Below are 21,150 nucleotides of genomic sequence, written 5' to 3' on the forward strand. Positions count from 1 at the left end.
GGATAAGCATTCGCGCCATCCGCCATTCTCGTTAATTAATAAAGCGCCTTACCAGAGCTGTCTTTCACGTTGGTCTTCCATGCAGCACGAACCTGCTCAACCACCGCATCTGGCAGAGCGGCGTAATCCAGGTCACTTGCCTGTTTAGCACCGTCTTTATAAGCCCAGTCGAAGAACTTCAGCACTTCAGCACCTTGCTCTGGGTTTTTCTGCTCTTTGTGAACCAGGATGAAGGTTGTAGACGTGATTGGCCACGCGCTGTCACCTTTCTGGTTTGTCAGATCCTGAGCGAATGATTTGCTCCAGTCAGCACCCTTCGCCGCATTGGCAAAGTTCTCTTCTGAAGGCGCTACTGGTTTACCATCAGCAGATACCAGTTTGGTATAAGCGAGATTGTTTTGTTTAGCGTAAGCGTATTCAACATAACCGATTGAACCAGGCAGGCGCTGAACGAAGGCTGCAATACCGTCGTTACCCTTACCGCCCAGGCCGGTCGGCCAGTTTACCGTTGAGCCTGCACCGATTTTAGATTTCCACTCTTCGTTCACTTTCGCCAGGTAGCTGGTGAAGACGAAGGAAGTACCGGAACCGTCAGCGCGACGCACAACCGCGATATTCTGCTGTGGCAGTTTCATGCCTGGGTTGAGTTTAGCAATTGCTTCGTCATCCCATTTTTTGATTTTGCCCAGGTAGATGTCACCCAGAGTTTTACCGTCGAGCACCAGCTCACCGGATTTCACGCCCGGCAGGTTAACTGCCAGAACGACACCACCGATAACAGTCGGGAACTGGAACAGCCCCTCTTGTTGCAGTTTATCTTCAGACAGCGGGGCATCAGATGCGCCGAAATCTACAGTGTTAGCAATGATTTGTTTAACGCCACCTGAGGAGCCAATACCCTGGTAGTTCACTTTATTACCAGTTGATTTATTGTAGGTATCTGCCCATTTGGCATACACCGGCGCAGGGAATGTTGCACCAGCACCAGTCAGGCTTGCAGCGGCGTTTGCGCCGAAAGCAGTCAGGGATAAGGTCGCGGCGACAACAGTTGCGACAGTGGTACGCATAACTTTCATAATGTCTCCTGCAGAGGTGAACGTAAATCGTTGTTTAGTGGATGCAGGATAGAAAATAGGACAGTTTGGTGACAGTTAAATGTACGAAATATGACAGTTTTATGACAGGCCGCTTTGCTGCTTATTTCACCCTGTCATACGGCAGATTCTGAATGCTTAATCCGCTTCAATAATTCACTTTGTTCCTCGCCAGTTAAATAGCGTGATTCCCCTAACGGCAACCCTTCCAGATAGATATTCATGATGCGGATTCGTTCAAGCCGGGTGACTTCATAGCCAAAATACTTACACATCCGGCGGATCTGACGGTTCAACCCTTGAACTAATATAATGCGAAATATTTGAGAAGATTCTTTCGTCACTTTACAGGGTTTGGTTACCGTACCCAGTATCGGAACACCCGCGCTCAACCCAATAATAAACTCGTCAGACATCGGTTTGTTCACGGTGACGACATACTCTTTTTCGTGATTATTACCGGCGCGTAGAATTTTATTAACTACATCACCGTGGTTGGTCAGTAAAATCAGCCCCTGCGAATGTTTATCCAGACGCCCGACAGGAGAAACGCGTTTGTCGCTATGAATGAGACCACTGATGTTATCGCACACACTCTTTTCCATCGTGGTGATGATGCCCACAGGCTTATTTAGAACCATCAGCACGAGATCGTTTTCATCACGGGGCTCAATAAGCTGGTTGTTTAGCTTCACCACATCCCCGGAAAACACCTGAGCGCCAAAACTAGCCTGCCTGCCGTTAATAAACACATCGCCTTCTTCAACGTAACGATCGGCCTGACGGCGGGAACAGATACCGCAATCGCTAATGTACTTATTAATTCGTATCGGTGAATCGGTGGGGATTATGCGGTGCATATCATTCATATTTTTCATCATTACTAGTAATTCATCACTTAAAGAAATGTGACACACGTCACATACATTATCCTTTAGGGGTAGATTACACATAAAAAATTGAGATGAATCACAAATAAAAGTGAAACACAGGTTCATTATCAAAAGAAGATGTGATCTACATAACAAAAACAAGTCCAGGATGGGCCAAACCAGAATCCTCGACGTCTTCTGAAGCGCCGCTGATTTTTATCTCCTCTGAATTATTTATTTGCCTGCTGCCTTGCAGCGGTCAGGCCACTTATTGCTTGAAAACGGGGATTCATTATGCGCAAAACAGGCCACAAGCGCTGGTTTATGCTGTCACTGGTGACATTAGGCACCATTCTTTGCTATTTAACCCGAAATACTATTTCTGCCGCAGCGCCAACATTACAGAGCGATTTGCACATTACCACCCAGCAATATTCTTACATTATTGCGACATTCTCGGCGTGTTACACCATTGCACAACCTATCGCAGGTTATCTGCTTGATACTTTAGGCACCAAAGTGGGTTACACCATTTTCGGCCTGATGTGGGGTGTGTTCTGCATTGGTGCATCATTTGCGACAGGCTGGAAAGGTCTGGCAATGTTCCGTGGCCTTGGTGGTTTCGCCGAAAGTGCGATGATTCCAGCTGGATTAAAATCAGTAACTGAATGGTTCCCGGATACCGAACGTTCAGTCGCCGTAGGCTATTTCAACGTTGGTTCTTCTATAGGCGCAGTGATCGCACCTCCGCTGGTGGCCTGGGCTATTTATATCAGAGACTGGAGACTGGCGTTTATTCTCGTCGGTATTTTCAGTGTGCTGTGGGCTACGGGTTGGTACTTCACTTATAACCGTCCATCGAAAAGCAAATCACTGTCCCGGGAAGAGTATCTCTATATAACCGATGGTCAGCCAGAGAAACCAAAGGTTGAGAAAGTTCGTATTGGTCGCCTGCTGAAACAACGTAAGTTTTGGGGTATCGCATTGCCGCGTTTCCTGGCAGAACCTGCGTGGGGTACGTTTAACGCGTGGATCCCACTGTTTATGGTGCACACCTACGGCTTTAACCTCAAAGATATCGCTATGTTTGCCTGGATCCCGATGCTGTTCGCCGATTTTGGCTGCATTATTGGCGGTTATCTGCCTGGTATGTTCCAGAAAATTTTCGGGGTGAATATTGTTGTATCGCGCAAACTGGTCGTCACAATGGGTGCCGTGCTGATGATCCTGCCGGGCATGGTCGGTTTGTTCGGCAGCCCAATGGTGGCGATTGCACTGTTATGCGTTGGTGGCTTCGCTCACCAGTCACTGTCTGGCGCGTTGATTACCCTGTCTTCTGATATGTTCGACTCCAACGAAGTTGCTACCGCTAACGGATTTACCGGCATGGCTGCGTGGACGGCCAGCACCATGTTTGCACTGGTTGTGGGTGCGCTGGCTGACACTGTTGGTTTCAGCCCGTTGTTCGCGGTGCTTTCGGTGTTTGATGTTATCGGAGCGATTGTCTTGTGGGTGTTGCTGAAATCACCTGAGGAACCAAAACTGGTGACACAGGAAGAGAGTTGATTTAGCAATAAAAAGCCCGGTTGTGCTAAGCGCAACCGGGCTTTTTCATTTTGTATGACAGCTTAAAACGGCTTACTCAACCGTAACTGATTTTGCCAGGTTACGTGGCTGGTCAACGTCGGTGCCTTTAATCAGCGCAACGTGATAAGACAGCAACTGCAACGGGACGGTGTAGAAGATAGGTGCGATAACTTCTTCTACATGCGGCATCTCAATAATGTGCATGTTGTCGCTGCTGGCAAAGCCTGCATCTTTATCTGCAAATACATACAAATGGCCGCCACGCGCGCGCACTTCTTCGATATTCGATTTCAGCTTTTCAAGCAGTTCGTTGTTTGGAGCCACAACGATAACCGGCATATCCGCATCAATCAGCGCCAGCGGGCCGTGTTTCAGCTCACCTGCCGCATACGCTTCAGCGTGAATGTAAGAGATCTCTTTGAGCTTCAGCGCGCCTTCCATTGCGATTGGGTACTGATCGCCACGACCTAAGAACAGCGCATGATGCTTGTCAGAGAAATCTTCAGCCAGCGCTTCAATACGTTTGTCCTGGGACAACATTTGCTCGATACGGCTCGGCAGCGCCTGCAAACCATGAACAATGTCTTGCTCAATCGAAGCATCAGCACCTTTCAGGCGGCTCAGTTTCGCCACCAGCATCAGCAGAACGGTCAACTGAGTGGTAAACGCTTTGGTCGAAGCCACACCGATTTCAGTACCCGCGTTGGTCATCAGCGCCAGATCGGATTCACGCACCAGAGAAGAACCCGGCACGTTACAGATAGCCAGAGAGCCCAGATAGCCCAGCTCTTTAGACAAACGCAGCGCCGCAAGGGTATCTGCCGTTTCACCTGACTGAGAAAGGGTAATCATCAGGCTGTTACGACGCACCGCTGATTTACGGTAGCGGAATTCAGACGCGATTTCGACATCGCAAGGCACGCCTGCCAGTGATTCAAACCAGTAGCGCGAAACCATACCTGAGTTGTAGGAAGTGCCACACGCCACAATTTGAATGTGCTCAACCTGAGACAACATTTCGTTGGCTTGTGGGCCAAGCTCAGAGAGATCGATAGCACCATGGCTAATGCGGCCCGTCAGGGTATTTTTAATCGCGTTCGGCTGCTCGTAGATCTCTTTTTGCATGTAGTGGCGATAAATACCTTTATCGCCTGCGTCATATTGCAGACTGGATTCGATATCAGGACGTTTAACCAGCTCACCTTTGGTATCGAAGACGGTTACAGAGCGACGAGTCACTTCTGCGATATCACCTTCTTCCAGGAAGATGAAGCGACGCGTTACCGGCAGTAATGCTAGTTGGTCGGAGGCGATAAAGTTTTCGCCCATCCCCAGGCCGATAACCATTGGGCTGCCTGAACGGGCTGCCAGCAGCACGTCTGGATTACGGGTGTCCATGATTACGGTGCCGTAAGCGCCACGCAGTTGTGGGATGGTACGCAGCACAGCTTCACGCAAAGTACCGCCTTGCTCCAGTTCCCAGTGAACCAGGTGAGCAATAACTTCGGTATCCGTTTGTGAAACGAAGGTGTAACCACGACCCTGTAGTGCTTCGCGCAGCGGTTCATAGTTTTCGATAATGCCGTTATGAACCACCACAATATGTTCGGAAACATGCGGGTGAGCGTTAACTTCTGATGGTTCGCCGTGTGTCGCCCAGCGAGTGTGTGCAATACCAGTACCGCCATGCAGCGCAGTTTCTGCGGCAGCTTCAGCTAGCTTGTTCACTTTACCCAGACGGCGCAGACGGGTCATATGACCTTTTTCATCTACTACAGCCAGGCCCGCAGAGTCATAACCACGGTATTCCAGACGACGTAATCCTTCGAGAAGGATTTCAGCGATATCACGTTGCGCAACCGCGCCAACAATTCCACACATAAGATTAGATTCCTGATAATGGCTTTACGCCATGTGTTGTCGCTGACCTGTTTTACCTGTCGTCTTTCGCACTACAGATGCGTTGGCTGCACTTGCTCATCCACTTGTGTAAGCTCCCAGGAATTCTCAAGTTTACCGCCTTTCTGTCGCACGAAATTCTTTAGGTAAATATCCCGTTTTCCGGGGCCCCGAGCCTTGTAGAGAGTGGGGTTATTTTTTTAGTACTGCTGCGGAGCGGGTCATTTTCGAGAATGACCTTCACTCCAACCCTCTCCCATGGGAGAGGGTTAAAAAATTATTTTTTCTTAACCGGACGCTGCCAACCCTGAATATGAGTCTGCTTCACACGGCTGATAACCAGTTCGTCTTCACCAACATTACGCGTGACCGTTGTGCCTGCGCCAATCGTCGCACCGCGTGCCACAGTGACCGGTGCCACTAATTGGCTGTCTGAACCGACAAAAACGTCATCGCCGATGATAGTTTTAAATTTGTTCGCGCCATCGTAGTTACAGGTAATGGTGCCAGCGCCGATATTCACGTTATCGCCAATTTCAGCATCACCCAGGTAGCTTAAGTGCCCGGCTTTTGAGCCTTTGCCCAGACGCGCTTTTTTCATTTCCACGAAGTTGCCTACGTGTGCGCCTTCCGCCAGTTCCGCACCAGGGCGCAAACGAGTGAACGGGCCAATTGTACAGGCTGCCGCAAGGGTCGAATCATCTACAACGGTGTATGGACTAATTTCGCAGTCATCACCAATCACGCTGTTTTTGATAACGCAGCCAGTGCCAATTTTGACGCGATGACCTAAGGTCACCGAACCTTCAATAATGACATTAGTATCAATTTCTACATCACGCCCGTGCGTCAGTTCACCACGCAGGTCGAAACGCGCCGGATCGCGCAGCATCACACCTGCCAGCAGCAGTTTATCTGCTTGTTCACATTGGTAGACGCGCTCAAGACGTGACAGCTGCAGGCGGTTGTTCACGCCTTCTACTTCACTTAAACGGTCCGGGTGAACGGCGGTGATTTCACGGCCTTCGTGGTGCGCCAGCGCGATAATGTCAGTGATATAGAACTCACCCTGCGCATTGTTGTTATCGAGCTTCGCCAACCAGCGTTTCAGATCCGCACCATTCGCCACCAGAATACCGGTGTTGATTTCGTCAATTTTGCGTTGTTCTTCAGTCGCGTCTTTATGCTCAACAATGCCAACAACCTTGCCATTCTCACGAGCAATACGACCATAGCCGGTTGGATCGTCGAGTTTTACAGTCAGCAAACCAATGCCGCCCTGTGGTTTGGCATCACGCAGTCGCTGTAGAGATTCGACGGAAATCAGCGGCACATCACCGTAAAGCATCAGAATGTCTTCGTCGTCAGCAAAGAACGGCGCAGCTTGCTGCATTGCATGACCTGTCCCCAACTGCTCAGCCTGCAATACCCAATTAAGTGAGCTATCGCTGAGTGTATTTTTGAGCAGATCGCCGCCATGGCCGTAAACCAGATGTACACGCTGGGCACCTAAGTTATTAGCCGCATCAATAACATGTTGAACCATCGGTTTCCCGGCAAGGGTATGTAATACCTTCGGGAGGTCTGAATACATGCGGGTTCCTTTGCCTGCGGCTAGGATAACCACGCTCATCGCATTGTTTGACATACGCGTCCTGACTTTAATTTGAGAAGGAAGTAAAACGATTTAACGTTGAAAATTCTACATATTTTGCAACAAAAAACGCGATGCCTAAAAAACAGGCTTCTGATGCTCTTTTCAGTTGCTCATGTGCTCAATTGTAGGTGGATAAGCTCGGAAAAAGTACTTCTGAAATAACAAAAGCCATAGATCTCTGTGGATTAAGACTTCTTTTCAGCCGGAAACAAAGCTACTCCACATATTTGAAATGTTAGTGTTTTAAAAATCAGCCTTTGTGACAAACATAAAAGAAACAATGTTTCATTTTTACAGATAATGGCGCGGACATTTATAAGGAGAATAATAATGGCGTCAAAAATACCTCTGGCTCTTACGCTTTGCGGCGCGGCTTTATCCCTACCGGCAACCGCACAGCAACAACCCATCTGGCACGCGATTGCTTTCGGGCAATCAACAGATGTTAACTTTTCATCTAACGTCTTACCTGAAAAAGTGGGTGTGAACAACGTAACGATCGACGGCAAAAAGCTGGCAACTGCAGATTCTGCCGATCTGTCCAGGCCCATTACCATAGAAAGCCGTGGCGGTAAAATCGCTAACTCTCACGATGGATTAACGTTCTTCTATACCGCACTACCTGCCAGCGAGAATTTTGTATTACAGGCAACGGTCAGTGTCGATCAGTTTGGCCCTGAAAATGGCGCTAAACCGGCTGCTCAGGAAGGTGCAGGGATGCTGGTCAGGGATGTATTAGGCAACCCGCGCCAGGAGCCACTGAAAGAGGGTTACGAAGAGTTCCCTGCGGCTTCCAATATGGTGATGAATGCCATAATGACGCAGGATAAAAAAGACGCATCACGAGTAAAAATGCAGGCTATAACTCGTGATGGTATTACTCAGCCATGGGGAAATACCGGTTCAACGATTTCTCGTAAAAGCTATCAGGAAGCCATTGATCTAAGTAAAACACCGACTTTCCGGATGAAGCTCGAGCGAACCAATGAGGGTTTTATCACTTCATGGGCTCCAGCCGGTAGCGACGCATGGGTTTCTGAAAAAGTTAAACGCGCCGATATCATCACAAGCCAGGATAAGAACAAGTATTACGTCGGTTTCTTTGCCTCCCGCAATGCCAAAATCACTGTTAGCGATGCGTCATTAGAAACGAGTGCGGCAAATACAATTGCTTCCGCACCTTTCGTGCCGAAAGCATGGCCTGTTGTGATGCAAATTGCCTCTCCAGCAAAAAGCACCACCAGCCAATACGTGGTACAGGCACGTGCTAACTATGACGGCAACTTCACTGTACGCCAGGATGAAGTTGTGATTGGTCAGGAAAAAGTGGCCAAGGCCGGGGAGATGTTCACTCTGCCAACCACACTTAAAGAGCAAGCACGTTTCACCGTGACGTTTACCCCAACCAGCGGTAAAGACAAACCCCCTGTCACCCAAAACTTCGTGGTTGAGCAAGTCAAAAACATAGAGGGTAATACGCTTTACGTAGCGCCAGATGGTGCATCAAGTAACAAGGGCTCTCAATCCGCACCATTAGATTTGGCAAGCGCCATATCCCTCGTATCTCCTGGTGGAAAAATCATCTTAAGCAGCGGTGAGTACCCACTTACTACCATTCCGACGGCTGACAGTGGCTTAAAAGGCAAACTGAAAACACTTGAGGCCGATGGTAAAGTCGTGATTCGCGGCCTGGCTTTGGATGGTAACTACTGGCATGTCAAAGGTATTGAAGTCACCGATAAGAGCTTGCGGGTTCAGGGCAGCCATAACCTTATCGAAAGTGTAATCGCCTATAAAAATGACGACACAGGTATCCAGATTTCATCTCCTGCTGATGTAGGCCGTCCACTTTGGGCAAGCTTCAACAGAGTTGTTAACGCGGAATCGTTCAGTAATGAAGATCCTGGCAAAATTAATGCCGATGGCTTTGCGGTGAAGATGCGTGTGGGTGATGGTAACCGTCTTGAAGGATGCTATGCGCATGACAATATTGATGATGGCTATGACCTGTTCAACAAAATTGAAGACGGTGCAAATGGTGTTGTGGTGATCGAGAACTCTATTGCCCGCAACAACACCAGCAATGGTTTCAAACTGGGCGGGGAAGGGCAGCCTGTCGCACATCAAATCCACAACAGCATCGCGATTGGTAACCATCTCGATGGCTTTACCGATAACTTCAACCCTGGTGCACTGGTGGTGGCGAATAACGTTGCTGTTGATAACCAACGCTTTAACTATATCTTCCGCCCAAGCCCTTATGGCAGCGCGGAAACTCAGGGTAAGTTCACCGATAACATTTCATTGCGTAGCGTTGAGGGGAAATATGATGATGCTATCTCCGGCAACGTAGATAACAGCAACTATTTCATTCGGGATGGTAAAACGGAAAACAGCGAAGGTAATCAACTGAGCATAAAAGATTATCAGTCTTTGACGCTGCCAGTGCCTTTACAACGTAATGCTGATGGTTCGTTCAAAACGGGTGAGTTTCTGACAAAGCAGTAGAATAGTTCAGACGAAAAAAATGCCAGTCAGGGAAACCTGGCTGGCATTTGTCTTTTCAAGCAGGTAGTTACATCGCTTTTCTGGTCAACTCGATAACGCGAAGTTTCGCGATCGCCTTAGCCAGTTCAGCAGAAGCCTGAGCGTAGTCCACATCACCGTGGGAGCTATGGATGCGCTCTTCCGCTTTACGCTTCGCTTCCAGGGCTCGAGCTTCGTCGAGGTCCTGACCACGAATTGCGGTATCGGCCAGCACGGTTACCGTGCCAGGCTGCACTTCCATCACACCACCAGACAAGTAGATATACTCTTCCTGTCCGTGCTGTTTAACGATGCGGATCATACCAGGCTTAATGGCGGTGAGCAGCGGGGCGTGGCCAGGATAAATCCCCAGCTCACCTTCGCTACCCGTTACCTGGATCTTCTCAACCAGACCGGAGAACATTTGGCTCTCCGCGCTGACGACGTCCAGGTGATAAGTCATTGCCATGTCACCCTCCGATTAAGGCGTTAAAGTTTTTTAGCTTTCTCAACGGCTTCGTCGATAGTACCAACCATGTAGAACGCCTGCTCTGGCAGATGGTCATATTCGCCGTCCATGATGCCTTTAAAGCCACGGATAGTATCTTTCAGCGATACGAACTTGCCCGGAGAACCGGTAAAGACTTCTGCTACGAAGAATGGCTGAGACAGGAAGCGCTGAATCTTACGCGCACGTGCTACAACCAATTTATCTTCTTCAGAAAGTTCATCCATACCAAGAATGGCGATGATGTCTTTCAGTTCCTGGTAACGTTGCAGAATAGACTGCACGCCACGCGCGGTGTCGTAGTGTTCCTGGCCAACAACCAGTGGATCTAACTGACGGCTGGTGGAATCCAGTGGATCTACCGCAGGGTAGATACCCAGAGACGCGATGTTACGGCTCAGTACCACGGTTGCATCCAAGTGAGCAAAGGTGGTTGCTGGAGATGGGTCAGTCAAGTCATCCGCAGGTACGTATACCGCTTGAACAGAAGTGATAGAGCCAGTTTTGGTGGAGGTAATACGCTCCTGCAAAACACCCATCTCTTCTGCCAGAGTAGGCTGGTAACCTACCGCAGATGGCATACGACCCAGCAGTGCAGATACTTCTGTACCGGCCAGGGTATAACGGTAAATGTTATCAACGAACAGCAGAACGTCACGACCTTCGTCACGGAACTTCTCAGCCATGGTCAGACCGGTCAACGCAACGCGCAGACGGTTACCTGGTGGCTCGTTCATCTGGCCATAAACCAGTGATACTTTGTCCAGAACGTTGGAATCGGTCATTTCGTGGTAGAAGTCGTTACCCTCACGAGTACGCTCACCCACGCCTGCAAACACAGAGTAACCGGAGTGCTCGATCGCGATGTTACGGATCAGCTCCATCATGTTTACAGTTTTACCAACACCCGCACCACCGAACAGACCAACTTTACCGCCCTTAGCGAACGGGCAAATCAGGTCCATTACTTTGATGCCGGTTTCCAGCAGGTCTTGAGAGCTGGACAGCTCTTCGTAGCTTGGAGCAGGACGGTGAATAGCCCAACGCTCTTCTTCGCCGATATCGCCTTTCATGTCGATAGGCTCACCCAGGACGTTCATGATACGACCCAGAGTTGCTTTACCTACCGGCACTTCGATTGGGTGATCGAGGTTAGAAACTTCCAGACCACGACGCAAACCATCAGAAGTACCCATGGCGATAGTACGCACTACGCCACCACCTAACTGCTGCTGAACTTCCAGCACCAGACGGTCTTTACCATTTGTAACCTCAAGAGCGTCGTACACTTTTGGTACGGCATCCTGAGGGAACTCGACGTCCACCACGGCGCCGATTACCTGGATAATCTTTCCAGTAGCCATCTCGAATCCTCTAAATACGTAAACCTGGTTATACCGCGGAAGCGCCACCGACGATTTCGGTGAGTTCCTGAGTAATGCTGGCCTGACGAGCTTTGTTGTAAACCAACTGCAGCTCTTTAATCAGGCTGCCGCCATTGTCGGTAGCGGCTTTCATCGCCACCATACGTGCGGCCTGCTCGCTGGCCAGGTTTTCTACGACGCCCTGATAAACCTGAGATTCCACATAACGGCGCAACAAGGTATCCAGCAGCGCTTTAGGATCAGGTTCATACAGATAATCCCAGGATTTCTTCTTCAACTCGCCGTCTTCTGCTGGCGGTAACGGCAGCAGTTGGGTAAGAGTAGGAACCTGAGACATTGTGTTAATAAATTTGTTGCTGACAACATACAGCTTGTCCAGACGGCCTTCATCGTAGGCCTGCAACATCACTTTCACCGGGCCAATCAACTCGGACAGGGAAGGGTTATCACCCATACCAGTCACCTGAGCAACAATATTGCCGCCTACAGAGTTGAAGAAAGAGACGCCTTTAGAGCCGATCATTGCGATTTCGCTTTGAACGCCTTTATCGGACCACTCTTTCATGTCAGCCAGCAGCTTTTTGAACAGGTTAATGTTCAAGCCACCACACAGACCACGGTCAGTGGACACCACCAGGTAGCCCACGCGTTTGACTTCGCGTTCATCCAGGTAAGGGTGTTTGTATTCAAGATTCCCCAGAGCAAGGTGACCAATCACTTTACGCATGGTGTCTGCGTAAGGACGGCTGGCAGCCATGCGTTCCTGCGATTTACGCATTTTGGACGCGGCGACCATTTCCATTGCTTTGGTGATCTTCTGCGTGTTCTGGACGCTTGCGATCTTACTACGTATCTCTTTTGCGCCGGCCATGAGCTTCTCCTCAATGCCTTGCGGCTTGCCCTAAGACAAGCCGCCAGACTTTACCAGGACTGAGTTGCTTTGAAGGAATCGAGGATGCCTTTCAGCTTGCCTTCGATTTCGTCGTTATAGCCACCAGATTGGTTGATTTCTTGCATCAGTGGAGCATGGTCACGGTCAACGTAAGCCAGCAGAGCGGCTTCGAAGCTACCGATTTTAGCCAGTTCCACATCTTCGAGGTAACCACGTTCAGCAGCGAACAGAACCAGAGACTGCTGCGCAACAGACATCGGCGCATATTGTTTCTGTTTCAGGAGCTCAGTCACTTTCTGACCGTGGCTCAACTGCTTACGGGTCGCATCGTCAAGGTCTGATGCAAACTGAGAGAACGCAGCCAGTTCACGATACTGTGCCAGAGCGGTACGGATACCACCGGACAGTTTTTTCATGATCTTGGTCTGAGCAGCACCACCAACACGGGATACGGAGATACCCGGGTTAACCGCAGGACGAATACCGGCGTTAAACAGGTTGGATTCCAGGAAGATCTGACCATCGGTAATAGAAATTACGTTAGTCGGAACGAACGCGGAAACGTCACCAGCTTGCGTTTCGATAATCGGCAGTGCAGTCAGGGAACCTGTTTTACCTTTCACTTCACCGTTAGTGAATGCTTCAACGTACTCGGCGTTAACACGCGCAGCACGTTCCAGCAAACGGGAGTGGAGATAGAAAACGTCACCTGGGTAAGCTTCACGACCAGGTGGACGACGAAGCAGCAGAGAAATCTGACGGTAAGCAACAGCCTGTTTAGACAGGTCATCATAAACGATCAGTGCATCTTCACCGCGGTCACGGAAGTATTCACCCATTGCGCAGCCGGAGTACGGTGCCAGGTATTGCAGTGCAGCAGATTCTGATGCAGTTGCAACAACAACGATGGTGTTTGCCAGTGCGCCGTGCTCTTCCAGTTTACGAACCACGTTAGAAATGGTGGACGCTTTCTGGCCGATAGCCACATAGATACATTTGATGCCGGAATCACGCTGGTTGATGATGGCATCGATCGCCAGAGCAGTTTTACCTGTCTGACGGTCACCGATGACCAGTTCACGCTGGCCACGACCGATTGGGATCATGGCATCAACGGACTTATAGCCTGTCTGCACAGGTTGGTCTACGGATTGGCGTTCGATAACGCCAGGTGCAATCGCTTCAACAGCGGAGAAGCCGTCATGCTCTAAAGGACCTTTACCGTCGACTGGTGCACCCAGGGTGTTCACCACGCGACCTAACAGGCCACGGCCAACGGGAACTTCAAGAATACGGCCAGTACACTTAACTTTCATGCCTTCGGCAAGGTCAGCGTACGGACCCATTACTACTGCACCTACAGAGTCGCGCTCGAGGTTCAGTGCAATGGCGTAACGGTTTCCCGGAAGGGAAATCATCTCACCCTGCATAACATCGGCCAGGCCGTGTACGCGGATGATACCGTCACTTACAGAAACGATTGTACCTTCGTTGTGAGCCTCGCTCACAACACTGAACTGAGCAATGCGCTGCTTGATCAGTTCGCTGATTTCGGTGGAATTCAGTTGCATGCTCCAGTCCCCTTAAGACTGCAAGACGTCTGTCAGGCGATCAAGACGGCCGCGTACGCTACCATCAATAACCATATCACCTGCGCGGATAATGACACCCGCCATTACAGACTTGTCAATTTTGCAATTCAGCTTAACTTTGCGTGACAGACGTTTTTCCATCGCGGCGCTAATTTTCGAAAGCTGGTCTTCGTTTAATGCGCTGGCAGAAGTCACTTCGACTTCAACGGTAGCCTCTCGGGCTGCGCGCAATTGAACGAATTGCTCAAGAACATCAGGAAGAACTTTCAGACGCCCATTTTCAGCCATCACCTTAATCAGGTTCTGGCCATTGGCGTCTAGCTGGTCACCACAGATGGAGATAAACGACGCAGAGAGAGTATCCGGAGCTAATGCGCCGGAAAGAAGCTCTGCTATTTGTTCGTTTTTAGACACCTCGGCGGCGAAAGCCAGCATATGCTGCCAGTTATCAACGCTTTGGTGCTCGACGGCAAAGTCAAAAGCTGCTTTGGCGTAGGGGCGAGCTACAGTTACAAATTCAGACATCAGCCCCTCCCTCCTTACAGTTCAGCGACCAGTTTATCAACGATGTCGCTGTTAGCAGCTTCATCCACGGAACGTTCAATGATCTTCTCGGCACCGGCGATAGCCAGCAGAGCCACTTGCTTACGCAGTTCTTCACGAGCGCGTTTACGCTCTGCGTCGATTTCTGCCTGAGCCTGTGCAACGATTTTGTCACGTTCCTGCTCTGCCTCGGTTTTAGCTTCTTCAAGGATCTGAGCACGGCGTTTGTTCGCCTGCTCAATGATCACCTGAGCTTCACCTTTGGCTTTTTTCAGCTGGTCGGTCGCGTTGGCCTGTGCAAGGTCAAGGTCCTTTTTGGCACGTTCTGCAGAAGAGAGACCGTCAGCAATTTCTTGTTGACGCTTCTCGATGGCTGCCATGATTGGCGGCCATACATACTTCATGCAGAACAGAACAAACAGGACAAACGCGATGGCCTGGCCGAGGATTGTTGCGTTAAGATTCACAGCACAATGCCTCTTTGTTAGTTAACGTTCTGATATTGCTTGGTGTATTAAGCAATGCTTACTACGCGACGGCGAACATCACGTACAGACCCAGACCAACAGCGATCATCGGGATAGCATCCACCAGACCCATAACGATAAAGAACTGAGTACGCAGCAAAGGAATCAGATCAGGTTGACGCGCTGCGCCTTCCAGGAATTTTCCCCCGAGGATGCCGATACCGATCGCAGCACCGATTGCCGCCAGACCCATCATCACAGCGGCAGCCATGTACAGCAGATCCATATTCAGGTTTTCCATGACAGTCTCCAGTTTGTTTCAGTTAAAACGCAGTAGTGGTAAGTAAAATCAATGCTCTTCAGATGCCATCGACAGATAGACGATCGTCAGAACCATGAAAATGAAGGCTTGCAGCGTAATGATCAGGATGTGGAAAATGGCCCAAGGCACACTCAGAATCCACTGTGACCACCACGGCAACAGACCAGCAATCAGAATGAAAATCAATTCACCGGCATACATGTTGCCGAACAGTCGCAGACCAAGAGAAATAGGTTTGGACAGCAGGCTCACACCTTCAAGGATTAAGTTGAACGGTATAAATGCCCAGTGATTGAACGGCTGCAGCGTCAGCTCTTTCGTGAAGCCGCCAATGCCTTTCATTTTGATGCTGTAGAAAAGAATCAGGATAAACACACCAAGCGCCATAGACAGGGTGATATTCACGTCCGCAGACGGCACCACACGCAGGGCTGGCAGGCCAAAGATATGCTCGCCGATAAACGGCAGGAAATCGATTGGCAGCAGGTCCATCAGGTTCATCAGGAATACCCAGACAAAGACCGTCAGAGCAAGAGGTGCGATGACCTTGCTTTTGCCATGGTACATGTCTTTGACACTGCTATTAACAAAGCCTATGACCAACTCAACTGCCGTCTGGAATTTCCCTGGTACACCACTGGTAGCGTTTTTTGCTACTTTGCGGAATAACACCAGGAACAAGAAACCCAGAACCACGGAGAAGAACATGGAGTCAATATTGAGTGTCCAGAAGGTAGCTGGGGGGTGATACGGATCAACCAGCGAGAAAGTACGCAGGTCCAACTGAAGGTTATTCAGATGGTGGCCTATATACTCCTGCGGTGTAGAGATTTCTCCTGCAGACATGATGCCTCTTACCCTTTGTTGTTAATTACAGCTGGTGCGAGTATCTGCACAACCAGCACCGAAACCCACGTCACAATAAGCGGCAACAATACCGCCTTAAAACCAGCTAACGCCACCACCAGTATGGTAAAGCTCGCTATCACCTTTAATACTTCGCCAATAGCGAAGGTCCAGGCCAAACGGCCCTTTGACGGTGTATGCACCTGGTGACGCCAGGCAAAATTCATAAATACAACATTTGGCAACCAGGCTGCCAGGCCTCCGCCAAAAGCAGAAGCACCCCACCAGGGGTCTTTGAGACAAAACAGCAATCCAATTGCTATCACTGCAAGAAGCTGAAGGAATAAAAGCTTACGAGCAACGTTTCTACTCAACAGAGACACAGACATGGCTTATCCAAACTCCTGCTCCCTTCGGGGTATATCGCGCTGGTATAAAACTGCCTTTACGACTTTGAGTCAAGCCTCAAAAAGCGAGCAAATTATACGGTGCGGCCCCGTGATTTCAAACATTAAGTAGCAAAAAGGTGAACAAATGTTTAAATATTTTCCTGTGGCGTTATTTTTCAACTTTTGCTGAATAGCGGTTATTTTCTTAAAAACTGCAAACAACCGAAATAACCGCATTATAAAGCGTGCACCCGATCACAAATCAAACATCTCATAGGCATTATGCATTTGTCTGCCTCATAAAGTGCGAAACACAGATGACTGATAAATAAGCTGATTACTGTCTACTCTATTTAAAATAGCCTGAAACACACTCAAAACAATCCATTGACATTTTTATTAAAATTTTAACATTCACGCGAGTTACAACCCTACAAAATATTTAGCAGGGTTATATTTTCATTGTTTACTATTTTTGAAATCGACAATGCTCGCCACGTTAAAAACTACAAGCAGGAAAGTTAGGATTGCGTTAAATGTAACCAGAGATTTCAGGCATTTCCCCTCGTATTTTTAACGTTCTCGAAACAATCCTTTTTCGCCTTTTTTTGATAAATATTAATTTTTGTTTGGCTTAATCATCACCAGATGGCGTTCACCATCAAGCTCTGGCACCTGCAAACGAATAACATCTTCAACCGTGAAGCTTGCGGGTAAGGCTGCAATTTCGTCATCCGGGCGCAATCCTTTGAGAGCGTAAAAGCGACCATTCTCAGCAGGCAGATGTTTACACCATGTCACCATGTCAGTCATTGAGGCAAAAGCACGGCTGATAACCCCATCAAATGGTGGCTCAGCCGGAAATTCTTCTACACGGCTTTGTACTGGCATGATGTTATCAAGGTGAAGCTCATGTTGAACCTGACGCAGGAAGCGAACACGCTTACCGAGGCTGTCCAGCAGCGTAAAATGCGAGTCCGGGCGCACTATCGCCAGCGGTATCCCCGGTAAACCCGGGCCTGTTCCCACATCGATAAAACGTGAGCCCTGCAAGTACGGCTCTACAACGATACTATCGAGAATATGGCGCACCAACATTTCATCAGGAAGACGAACGGAGGTTAGGTTATACGCTTTGTTCCACTTGTGGAGCAGTTCAACATAACCCACCAGCTGTTGTTTCTGGTTTTCTGGCAACGTAATGCCTGCACTATCCAGCAGGCGATTGAGTTTGTTAAGCACTGTGGTTTATACCCATCAAAAAAAGGCCAGGAAATCCTGGCCCTGAAATGTATTCATCAGGCGCTACGGCGTAGCAAGCCTTGTTTTTTTAGCCAGACAAGCAAAATAGAGATCGCAGCCGGGGTTACCCCTGAAATGCGTGAGGCCTGCCCAATCGAGACTGGTTTGTGATCGTTTAGCTTCGCGATCACTTCGTTAGAAAGACCACTCACCTGCCGGTAATCAAGTGTTGCAGGCAACAATGTATTTTCGTTACGTTGTTGTTTTTCAATCTCTTCTTGCTGACGAGCAATGTAGCCTTCGTATTTAACCTGAATTTCTACCTGTTCAGCAGACTGTGGATCTTGAAGGCCCGGTGCGAACACTGACAATTGCATCATCTCAGCATAGGTCATTTCTGGGCGACGCAGTAAATCTTCGCCATTTGCTTCACGAGAAAGAGGGGCGCTTAATTTTGCGTTCACTTCTTCAACGCTTTCAGAGTGAGGGTGCAGCCAGATATCTTTCAGACGCTGGCGCTCAAGCTCAATGCTTTCCAGTTTTTCGTTAAAGCGTGCCCAACGTTCGTCATCCACCAGACCCATTTCACGGCCAACGGCGGTTAAACGCAGATCGGCGTTGTCTTCACGCAGCATCAGGCGGTATTCGGCTCGTGAGGTAAACATGCGGTACGGCTCTTTGGTACCGAGAGTACAAAGATCGTCAACCAGTACGCCGAGGTAGGCTTGTGAGCGAGCAGGAGCCCATCCCTCTTTCTCAGCAGAGAAGCGTGCTGCGTTCAAACCAGCCAATAAACCTTGCGCCGCAGCTTCTTCGTAACCGGTAGTGCCGTTGATTTGGCCAGCAAAGAACAGACCCTGGATATATTTGCTTTCCAGTGTTGGTTTCAGATCGCGAGGATCGAAGAAGTCGTATTCGATGGCATAGCCAGGACGGACGATCTTCGCATTTTCCATACCTTCCATCGAACGGACGATCTGCATCTGAACATCAAACGGCAGGCTGGTGGAGATACCGTTCGGGTAGATTTCGTTGCTGGTTAGCCCTTCAGGTTCAAGGAAGATTTGGTGCTGGTTGCGATCAGCAAAACGCATCACTTTGTCTTCAATAGACGGGCAGTAACGCGGGCCAATCCCTTCGATAACGCCAGCATACATCGGGCTGCGATCAAGGTTATTACGAATAACGTCATGCGTTTTTTCGTTGGTATGCGTGATGTAACACGGTACCTGCGCAGGATGCTGGTTCACATTTCCCATGAACGAGAACACTGGCATTGGGGTATCGCCATGCTGTTGGGCAAGTACGCTGAAATCGATTGTGCGAGCGTCGATACGTGGAGGTGTGCCTGTTTTCAGGCGACTGACACGAAGTGGTAGTTCACGCAGACGACGTGAAAGCGAAATGGATGGCGGATCGCCTGCACGGCCACCGCTGTAGTTATCCAGTCCGATATGAATTTTGCCATCCAGGAACGTACCGACGGTCAGTACCACGGATTTAGCGCGGAACTTCAGACCCATTTGCGTAACAGCACCGACAACGCGATCGTTCTCAACAATCAGATCTTCAACCGCCTGTTGGAAGATCATCAGGTTTGGTTGGTTTTCCAGCGCAGTGCGTACCGCCTGGCGATACAGCACTCGGTCTGCCTGAGCACGAGTAGCCCGTACTGCGGGGCCTTTGCTTGCGTTTAGTATCCTAAACTGAATGCCTGCATGGTCGATAGCTTTTGCCATCAAACCGCCTAAAGCATCCACTTCTTTAACCAGATGTCCCTTGCCAATACCACCGATCGCTGGGTTACAAGACATCTGTCCCAGAGTGTCGATATTGTGAGTCAAAAGAAGGGTTTGTTGGCCCATCCGTGCAGCGGCCATAGCAGCCTCAGTGCCTGCATGACCCCCGCCAATGATGATGACGTCAAAAGGATCTGGATAAAACATGGTACTGCCTCACGGTTTTGCAAATGGGGGGATGACTGATTCCCGAGGTTGGCGATTCTACTTAACTTTAGCCTTTCGAGAAAGTCTTGGGATCGTAGGTAATTAAAAGAAGATCTTTTTTATTTAAAGATCTCTTTATTATGATCTCTTATTAGGATCGGCATGTTCTGTGGATAACAGTTTTTATGGCAAAGAGATCAAGTAATTAAGAAGGATCATTAGCTGTGAATGATCGGTGATCCCAGAACGTATAAGCTGGGATCAAAATAGCTACTTATGCACAACTCAAAAAGTGAACAGGAGTTGTTATTGGGATAACTACTGCTTAACCCAAGCTTTTAAGCATACTTATACACAGATAAAAGTGAGATCTTTACAAATCCACGAGTAAATTCTTCCATGATCCGACCCAAATCTCAGCCGGATCCTCAGGAATATCGTGATCAAGGATGTTCACTTTGAGTAAAGAGCCCACTCTTTTAGCTCCGCACTCCGTCAGAAGGGTGTCCAGTTTTTCAATTGCACCGCAAAAAGTGTCGTATTCACGACTACCAATTCCGATTGCACCATAATGAAGAGAACTCAGATCCGGACGTTCTTCATTTATAGCATCGAACAACGGTTGCAGATTGTCTGGAAGATCACCTGCTCCATGAGTAGAAGAGACAATCAGCCATATCCCACTGGTTTGTAGATCTTCAAACAGTGGCCCGTGCAGCGTTTGGGTCGTAAAACCCGCCTCATCTAGCTTCTGCGCTAAATGTTCAGCCACATATTCAGCACTGCCCAGGGTACTGCCGCTAATCAGAGTAACTTCTGTCATTGCGATCCCACCTTTTCGAAACGATGGGCATTGTACGCTGTGTAAGGCCTGCGATCTACCTGTGGATAATATGGGTATTAAAAATAGCTGTCAGGGCTTGATGGTCCGCATGATCGGGTTCTGGAGGGAGATCAGTGTTTCGGTGGACTGAATTTCATCAATTGTTTGGATCTTGTTGATAAGTACCTGTTGAAGCGCATCGATAGATCGGCACATCACCTTAATAAAGATGCTGTAGTGCCCGGTGGTGTAATACGCCTCCGTGACTTCTTCGAGACTTTCCAGTTTTGCCAGTGCAGAAGGGTAGTCCTTCGCACTCTTTAAAATGATGCCGATAAAACAGCAAACGTCGTAACCCAGCTGTTTAGGGCTGATATCAATGCGTGCGCCGGTAATAATCCCAGCCTGTTTCATTTTCTCTACCCGCACATGGATTGTGCCAGGGCTAACACTGAATTGTTTAGCCAGTTCTGCATAAGCAGTGCGAGCATTTGCCATTAAAGCGTCGAGGATGCCGCGATCGAGATTGTCGATCTGATAATTATCCATCACTTTTTCCT

General features: G+C 49.0%; 18 protein-coding genes and 1 pseudogene. 2 read left to right on the top strand and 17 right to left on the bottom strand.

Annotated elements, in window-relative coordinates:
- Positions 1 to 35: 35 nt before the first annotated feature.
- Positions 36 to 1,076 (bottom strand): phosphate ABC transporter substrate-binding protein PstS, encoded by a 1,041-nt coding sequence (pstS, locus tag IX31_RS17645; protein ID WP_034460684.1) that lies wholly within the window; start codon positions 1,074 to 1,076, stop codon positions 36 to 38.
- Between the two features lie 143 nt (positions 1,077 to 1,219).
- Positions 1,220 to 1,954, bottom strand: a pseudogene (rluF, locus tag IX31_RS17650) (23S rRNA pseudouridine(2604) synthase RluF); the annotation flags it as partial.
- Between the two features lie 306 nt (positions 1,955 to 2,260).
- Here rluF and IX31_RS17655 point away from each other — a divergent pair.
- Positions 2,261 to 3,532 carry an MFS transporter gene (locus IX31_RS17655; protein ID WP_034460685.1) on the top strand — a complete coding sequence of 424 codons (1,272 nt, stop codon included), beginning with the start codon at positions 2,261 to 2,263 and terminating at the stop codon, positions 3,530 to 3,532.
- Positions 3,533 to 3,604: 72 nt separating this feature from the next.
- On the opposite strand, the gene glmS is transcribed toward IX31_RS17655, so the two are convergent.
- Together glmS and glmU are read right to left on the bottom strand one after the other, a co-directional pair.
- Complete coding sequence (gene glmS / locus IX31_RS17660) at positions 3,605 to 5,434, bottom strand: glutamine--fructose-6-phosphate transaminase (isomerizing) (RefSeq protein WP_034460687.1); 1,830 nt, start codon at positions 5,432 to 5,434, stop codon at positions 3,605 to 3,607.
- A 295-nt stretch (positions 5,435 to 5,729) separates the two neighbouring features.
- A complete protein-coding gene (gene glmU, locus IX31_RS17665; RefSeq protein ID WP_034460688.1) occupies positions 5,730 to 7,100 on the bottom strand; it encodes a bifunctional UDP-N-acetylglucosamine diphosphorylase/glucosamine-1-phosphate N-acetyltransferase GlmU in 1,371 nt (456 codons plus the stop codon).
- Positions 7,101 to 7,439: 339 nt separating this feature from the next.
- Here glmU and IX31_RS17670 point away from each other — a divergent pair, with 339 nt between their 5' ends.
- Entirely contained in the window at positions 7,440 to 9,617 is a 2,178-nt protein-coding gene (locus IX31_RS17670; RefSeq protein ID WP_034460690.1) for a right-handed parallel beta-helix repeat-containing protein, read from the top strand.
- 67 nt (positions 9,618 to 9,684) lie between these two features.
- Here IX31_RS17670 and IX31_RS17675 read toward each other — a convergent pair whose 3' ends face one another.
- The 13 genes from IX31_RS17675 to asnC form a co-directional block, all read right to left on the bottom strand.
- Positions 9,685 to 10,104, bottom strand: a complete 420-nt coding sequence (locus tag IX31_RS17675) for a F0F1 ATP synthase subunit epsilon (RefSeq protein ID WP_034460692.1) — start codon at positions 10,102 to 10,104, stop codon at positions 9,685 to 9,687.
- 20 nt (positions 10,105 to 10,124) lie between these two features.
- Complete coding sequence (atpD, locus tag IX31_RS17680) at positions 10,125 to 11,507, bottom strand: F0F1 ATP synthase subunit beta (RefSeq protein WP_034460693.1); 1,383 nt, start codon at positions 11,505 to 11,507, stop codon at positions 10,125 to 10,127.
- A gap of 28 nt (positions 11,508 to 11,535) precedes the next feature.
- Entirely contained in the window at positions 11,536 to 12,399 is an 864-nt protein-coding gene (gene atpG / locus IX31_RS17685) for a F0F1 ATP synthase subunit gamma (RefSeq protein ID WP_034460694.1), read from the bottom strand.
- A gap of 50 nt (positions 12,400 to 12,449) precedes the next feature.
- A complete protein-coding gene (gene atpA / locus IX31_RS17690) occupies positions 12,450 to 13,991 on the bottom strand; it encodes a F0F1 ATP synthase subunit alpha (protein ID WP_034460696.1) in 1,542 nt (513 codons plus the stop codon).
- A 12-nt stretch (positions 13,992 to 14,003) separates the two neighbouring features.
- Positions 14,004 to 14,537, bottom strand: a complete 534-nt coding sequence (atpH, locus tag IX31_RS17695) for a F0F1 ATP synthase subunit delta (RefSeq protein WP_034460697.1) — start codon at positions 14,535 to 14,537, stop codon at positions 14,004 to 14,006.
- 14 nt (positions 14,538 to 14,551) lie between these two features.
- Positions 14,552 to 15,022, bottom strand: a complete 471-nt coding sequence (atpF, locus tag IX31_RS17700) for a F0F1 ATP synthase subunit B (protein ID WP_034460698.1) — start codon at positions 15,020 to 15,022, stop codon at positions 14,552 to 14,554.
- 61 nt (positions 15,023 to 15,083) lie between these two features.
- Positions 15,084 to 15,323, bottom strand: a complete 240-nt coding sequence (gene atpE / locus IX31_RS17705; RefSeq protein ID WP_000429386.1) for a F0F1 ATP synthase subunit C — start codon at positions 15,321 to 15,323, stop codon at positions 15,084 to 15,086.
- 48 nt (positions 15,324 to 15,371) lie between these two features.
- Positions 15,372 to 16,190 (bottom strand): F0F1 ATP synthase subunit A, encoded by an 819-nt coding sequence (gene atpB, locus IX31_RS17710; protein WP_034460700.1) that lies wholly within the window; start codon positions 16,188 to 16,190, stop codon positions 15,372 to 15,374.
- An 8-nt stretch (positions 16,191 to 16,198) separates the two neighbouring features.
- Positions 16,199 to 16,579, bottom strand: coding sequence for a F0F1 ATP synthase subunit I (atpI, locus tag IX31_RS17715; protein ID WP_034460701.1), 381 nt, complete (start codon positions 16,577 to 16,579; stop codon positions 16,199 to 16,201).
- A 618-nt stretch (positions 16,580 to 17,197) separates the two neighbouring features.
- The gene (rsmG, locus tag IX31_RS17720) at positions 17,198 to 17,821 is read right to left on the bottom strand and encodes a 16S rRNA (guanine(527)-N(7))-methyltransferase RsmG (RefSeq protein ID WP_034460704.1); all 624 of its coding nucleotides are present in this window, start codon (positions 17,819 to 17,821) and stop codon (positions 17,198 to 17,200) included.
- Positions 17,822 to 17,877: 56 nt separating this feature from the next.
- Positions 17,878 to 19,767: a tRNA uridine-5-carboxymethylaminomethyl(34) synthesis enzyme MnmG gene (gene mnmG / locus IX31_RS17725; RefSeq protein ID WP_034460705.1), complete on the bottom strand. Its 1,890-nt coding sequence runs from the start codon at positions 19,765 to 19,767 to the stop codon at positions 17,878 to 17,880.
- 373 nt (positions 19,768 to 20,140) lie between these two features.
- Complete coding sequence (gene mioC, locus IX31_RS17730; RefSeq protein ID WP_034460707.1) at positions 20,141 to 20,590, bottom strand: FMN-binding protein MioC; 450 nt, start codon at positions 20,588 to 20,590, stop codon at positions 20,141 to 20,143.
- A gap of 90 nt (positions 20,591 to 20,680) precedes the next feature.
- A complete protein-coding gene (gene asnC, locus IX31_RS17735) occupies positions 20,681 to 21,139 on the bottom strand; it encodes a transcriptional regulator AsnC (protein ID WP_034460708.1) in 459 nt (152 codons plus the stop codon).
- Positions 21,140 to 21,150: the final 11 nt, after the last annotated feature.

Source organism: Buttiauxella noackiae (assembly GCF_000737905.1).
GTDB lineage: Bacteria > Pseudomonadota > Gammaproteobacteria > Enterobacterales > Enterobacteriaceae > Buttiauxella > Buttiauxella noackiae.

Coding starts and splice junctions, on each gene's coding strand:
- pstS (WP_034460684.1), bottom strand. CDS start 1,076: ATGAAAGTTATGCGTACCACTGTCGCAACTGTTGTCGCCGCGACCTTA.
- IX31_RS17655 (WP_034460685.1), top strand. CDS start 2,261: ATGCGCAAAACAGGCCACAAGCGCTGGTTTATGCTGTCACTGGTGACA.
- glmS (WP_034460687.1), bottom strand. CDS start 5,434: ATGTGTGGAATTGTTGGCGCGGTTGCGCAACGTGATATCGCTGAAATC.
- glmU (WP_034460688.1), bottom strand. CDS start 7,100: ATGTCAAACAATGCGATGAGCGTGGTTATCCTAGCCGCAGGCAAAGGA.
- IX31_RS17670 (WP_034460690.1), top strand. CDS start 7,440: ATGGCGTCAAAAATACCTCTGGCTCTTACGCTTTGCGGCGCGGCTTTA.
- IX31_RS17675 (WP_034460692.1), bottom strand. CDS start 10,104: ATGGCAATGACTTATCACCTGGACGTCGTCAGCGCGGAGAGCCAAATG.
- atpD (WP_034460693.1), bottom strand. CDS start 11,507: ATGGCTACTGGAAAGATTATCCAGGTAATCGGCGCCGTGGTGGACGTC.
- atpG (WP_034460694.1), bottom strand. CDS start 12,399: ATGGCCGGCGCAAAAGAGATACGTAGTAAGATCGCAAGCGTCCAGAAC.
- atpA (WP_034460696.1), bottom strand. CDS start 13,991: ATGCAACTGAATTCCACCGAAATCAGCGAACTGATCAAGCAGCGCATT.
- atpH (WP_034460697.1), bottom strand. CDS start 14,537: ATGTCTGAATTTGTAACTGTAGCTCGCCCCTACGCCAAAGCAGCTTTT.
- atpE (WP_000429386.1), bottom strand. CDS start 15,323: ATGGAAAACCTGAATATGGATCTGCTGTACATGGCTGCCGCTGTGATG.
- atpB (WP_034460700.1), bottom strand. CDS start 16,190: ATGTCTGCAGGAGAAATCTCTACACCGCAGGAGTATATAGGCCACCAT.
- atpI (WP_034460701.1), bottom strand. CDS start 16,579: ATGTCTGTGTCTCTGTTGAGTAGAAACGTTGCTCGTAAGCTTTTATTC.
- mnmG (WP_034460705.1), bottom strand. CDS start 19,767: ATGTTTTATCCAGATCCTTTTGACGTCATCATCATTGGCGGGGGTCAT.
- mioC (WP_034460707.1), bottom strand. CDS start 20,590: ATGACAGAAGTTACTCTGATTAGCGGCAGTACCCTGGGCAGTGCTGAA.
- asnC (WP_034460708.1), bottom strand. CDS start 21,139: ATGGATAATTATCAGATCGACAATCTCGATCGCGGCATCCTCGACGCT.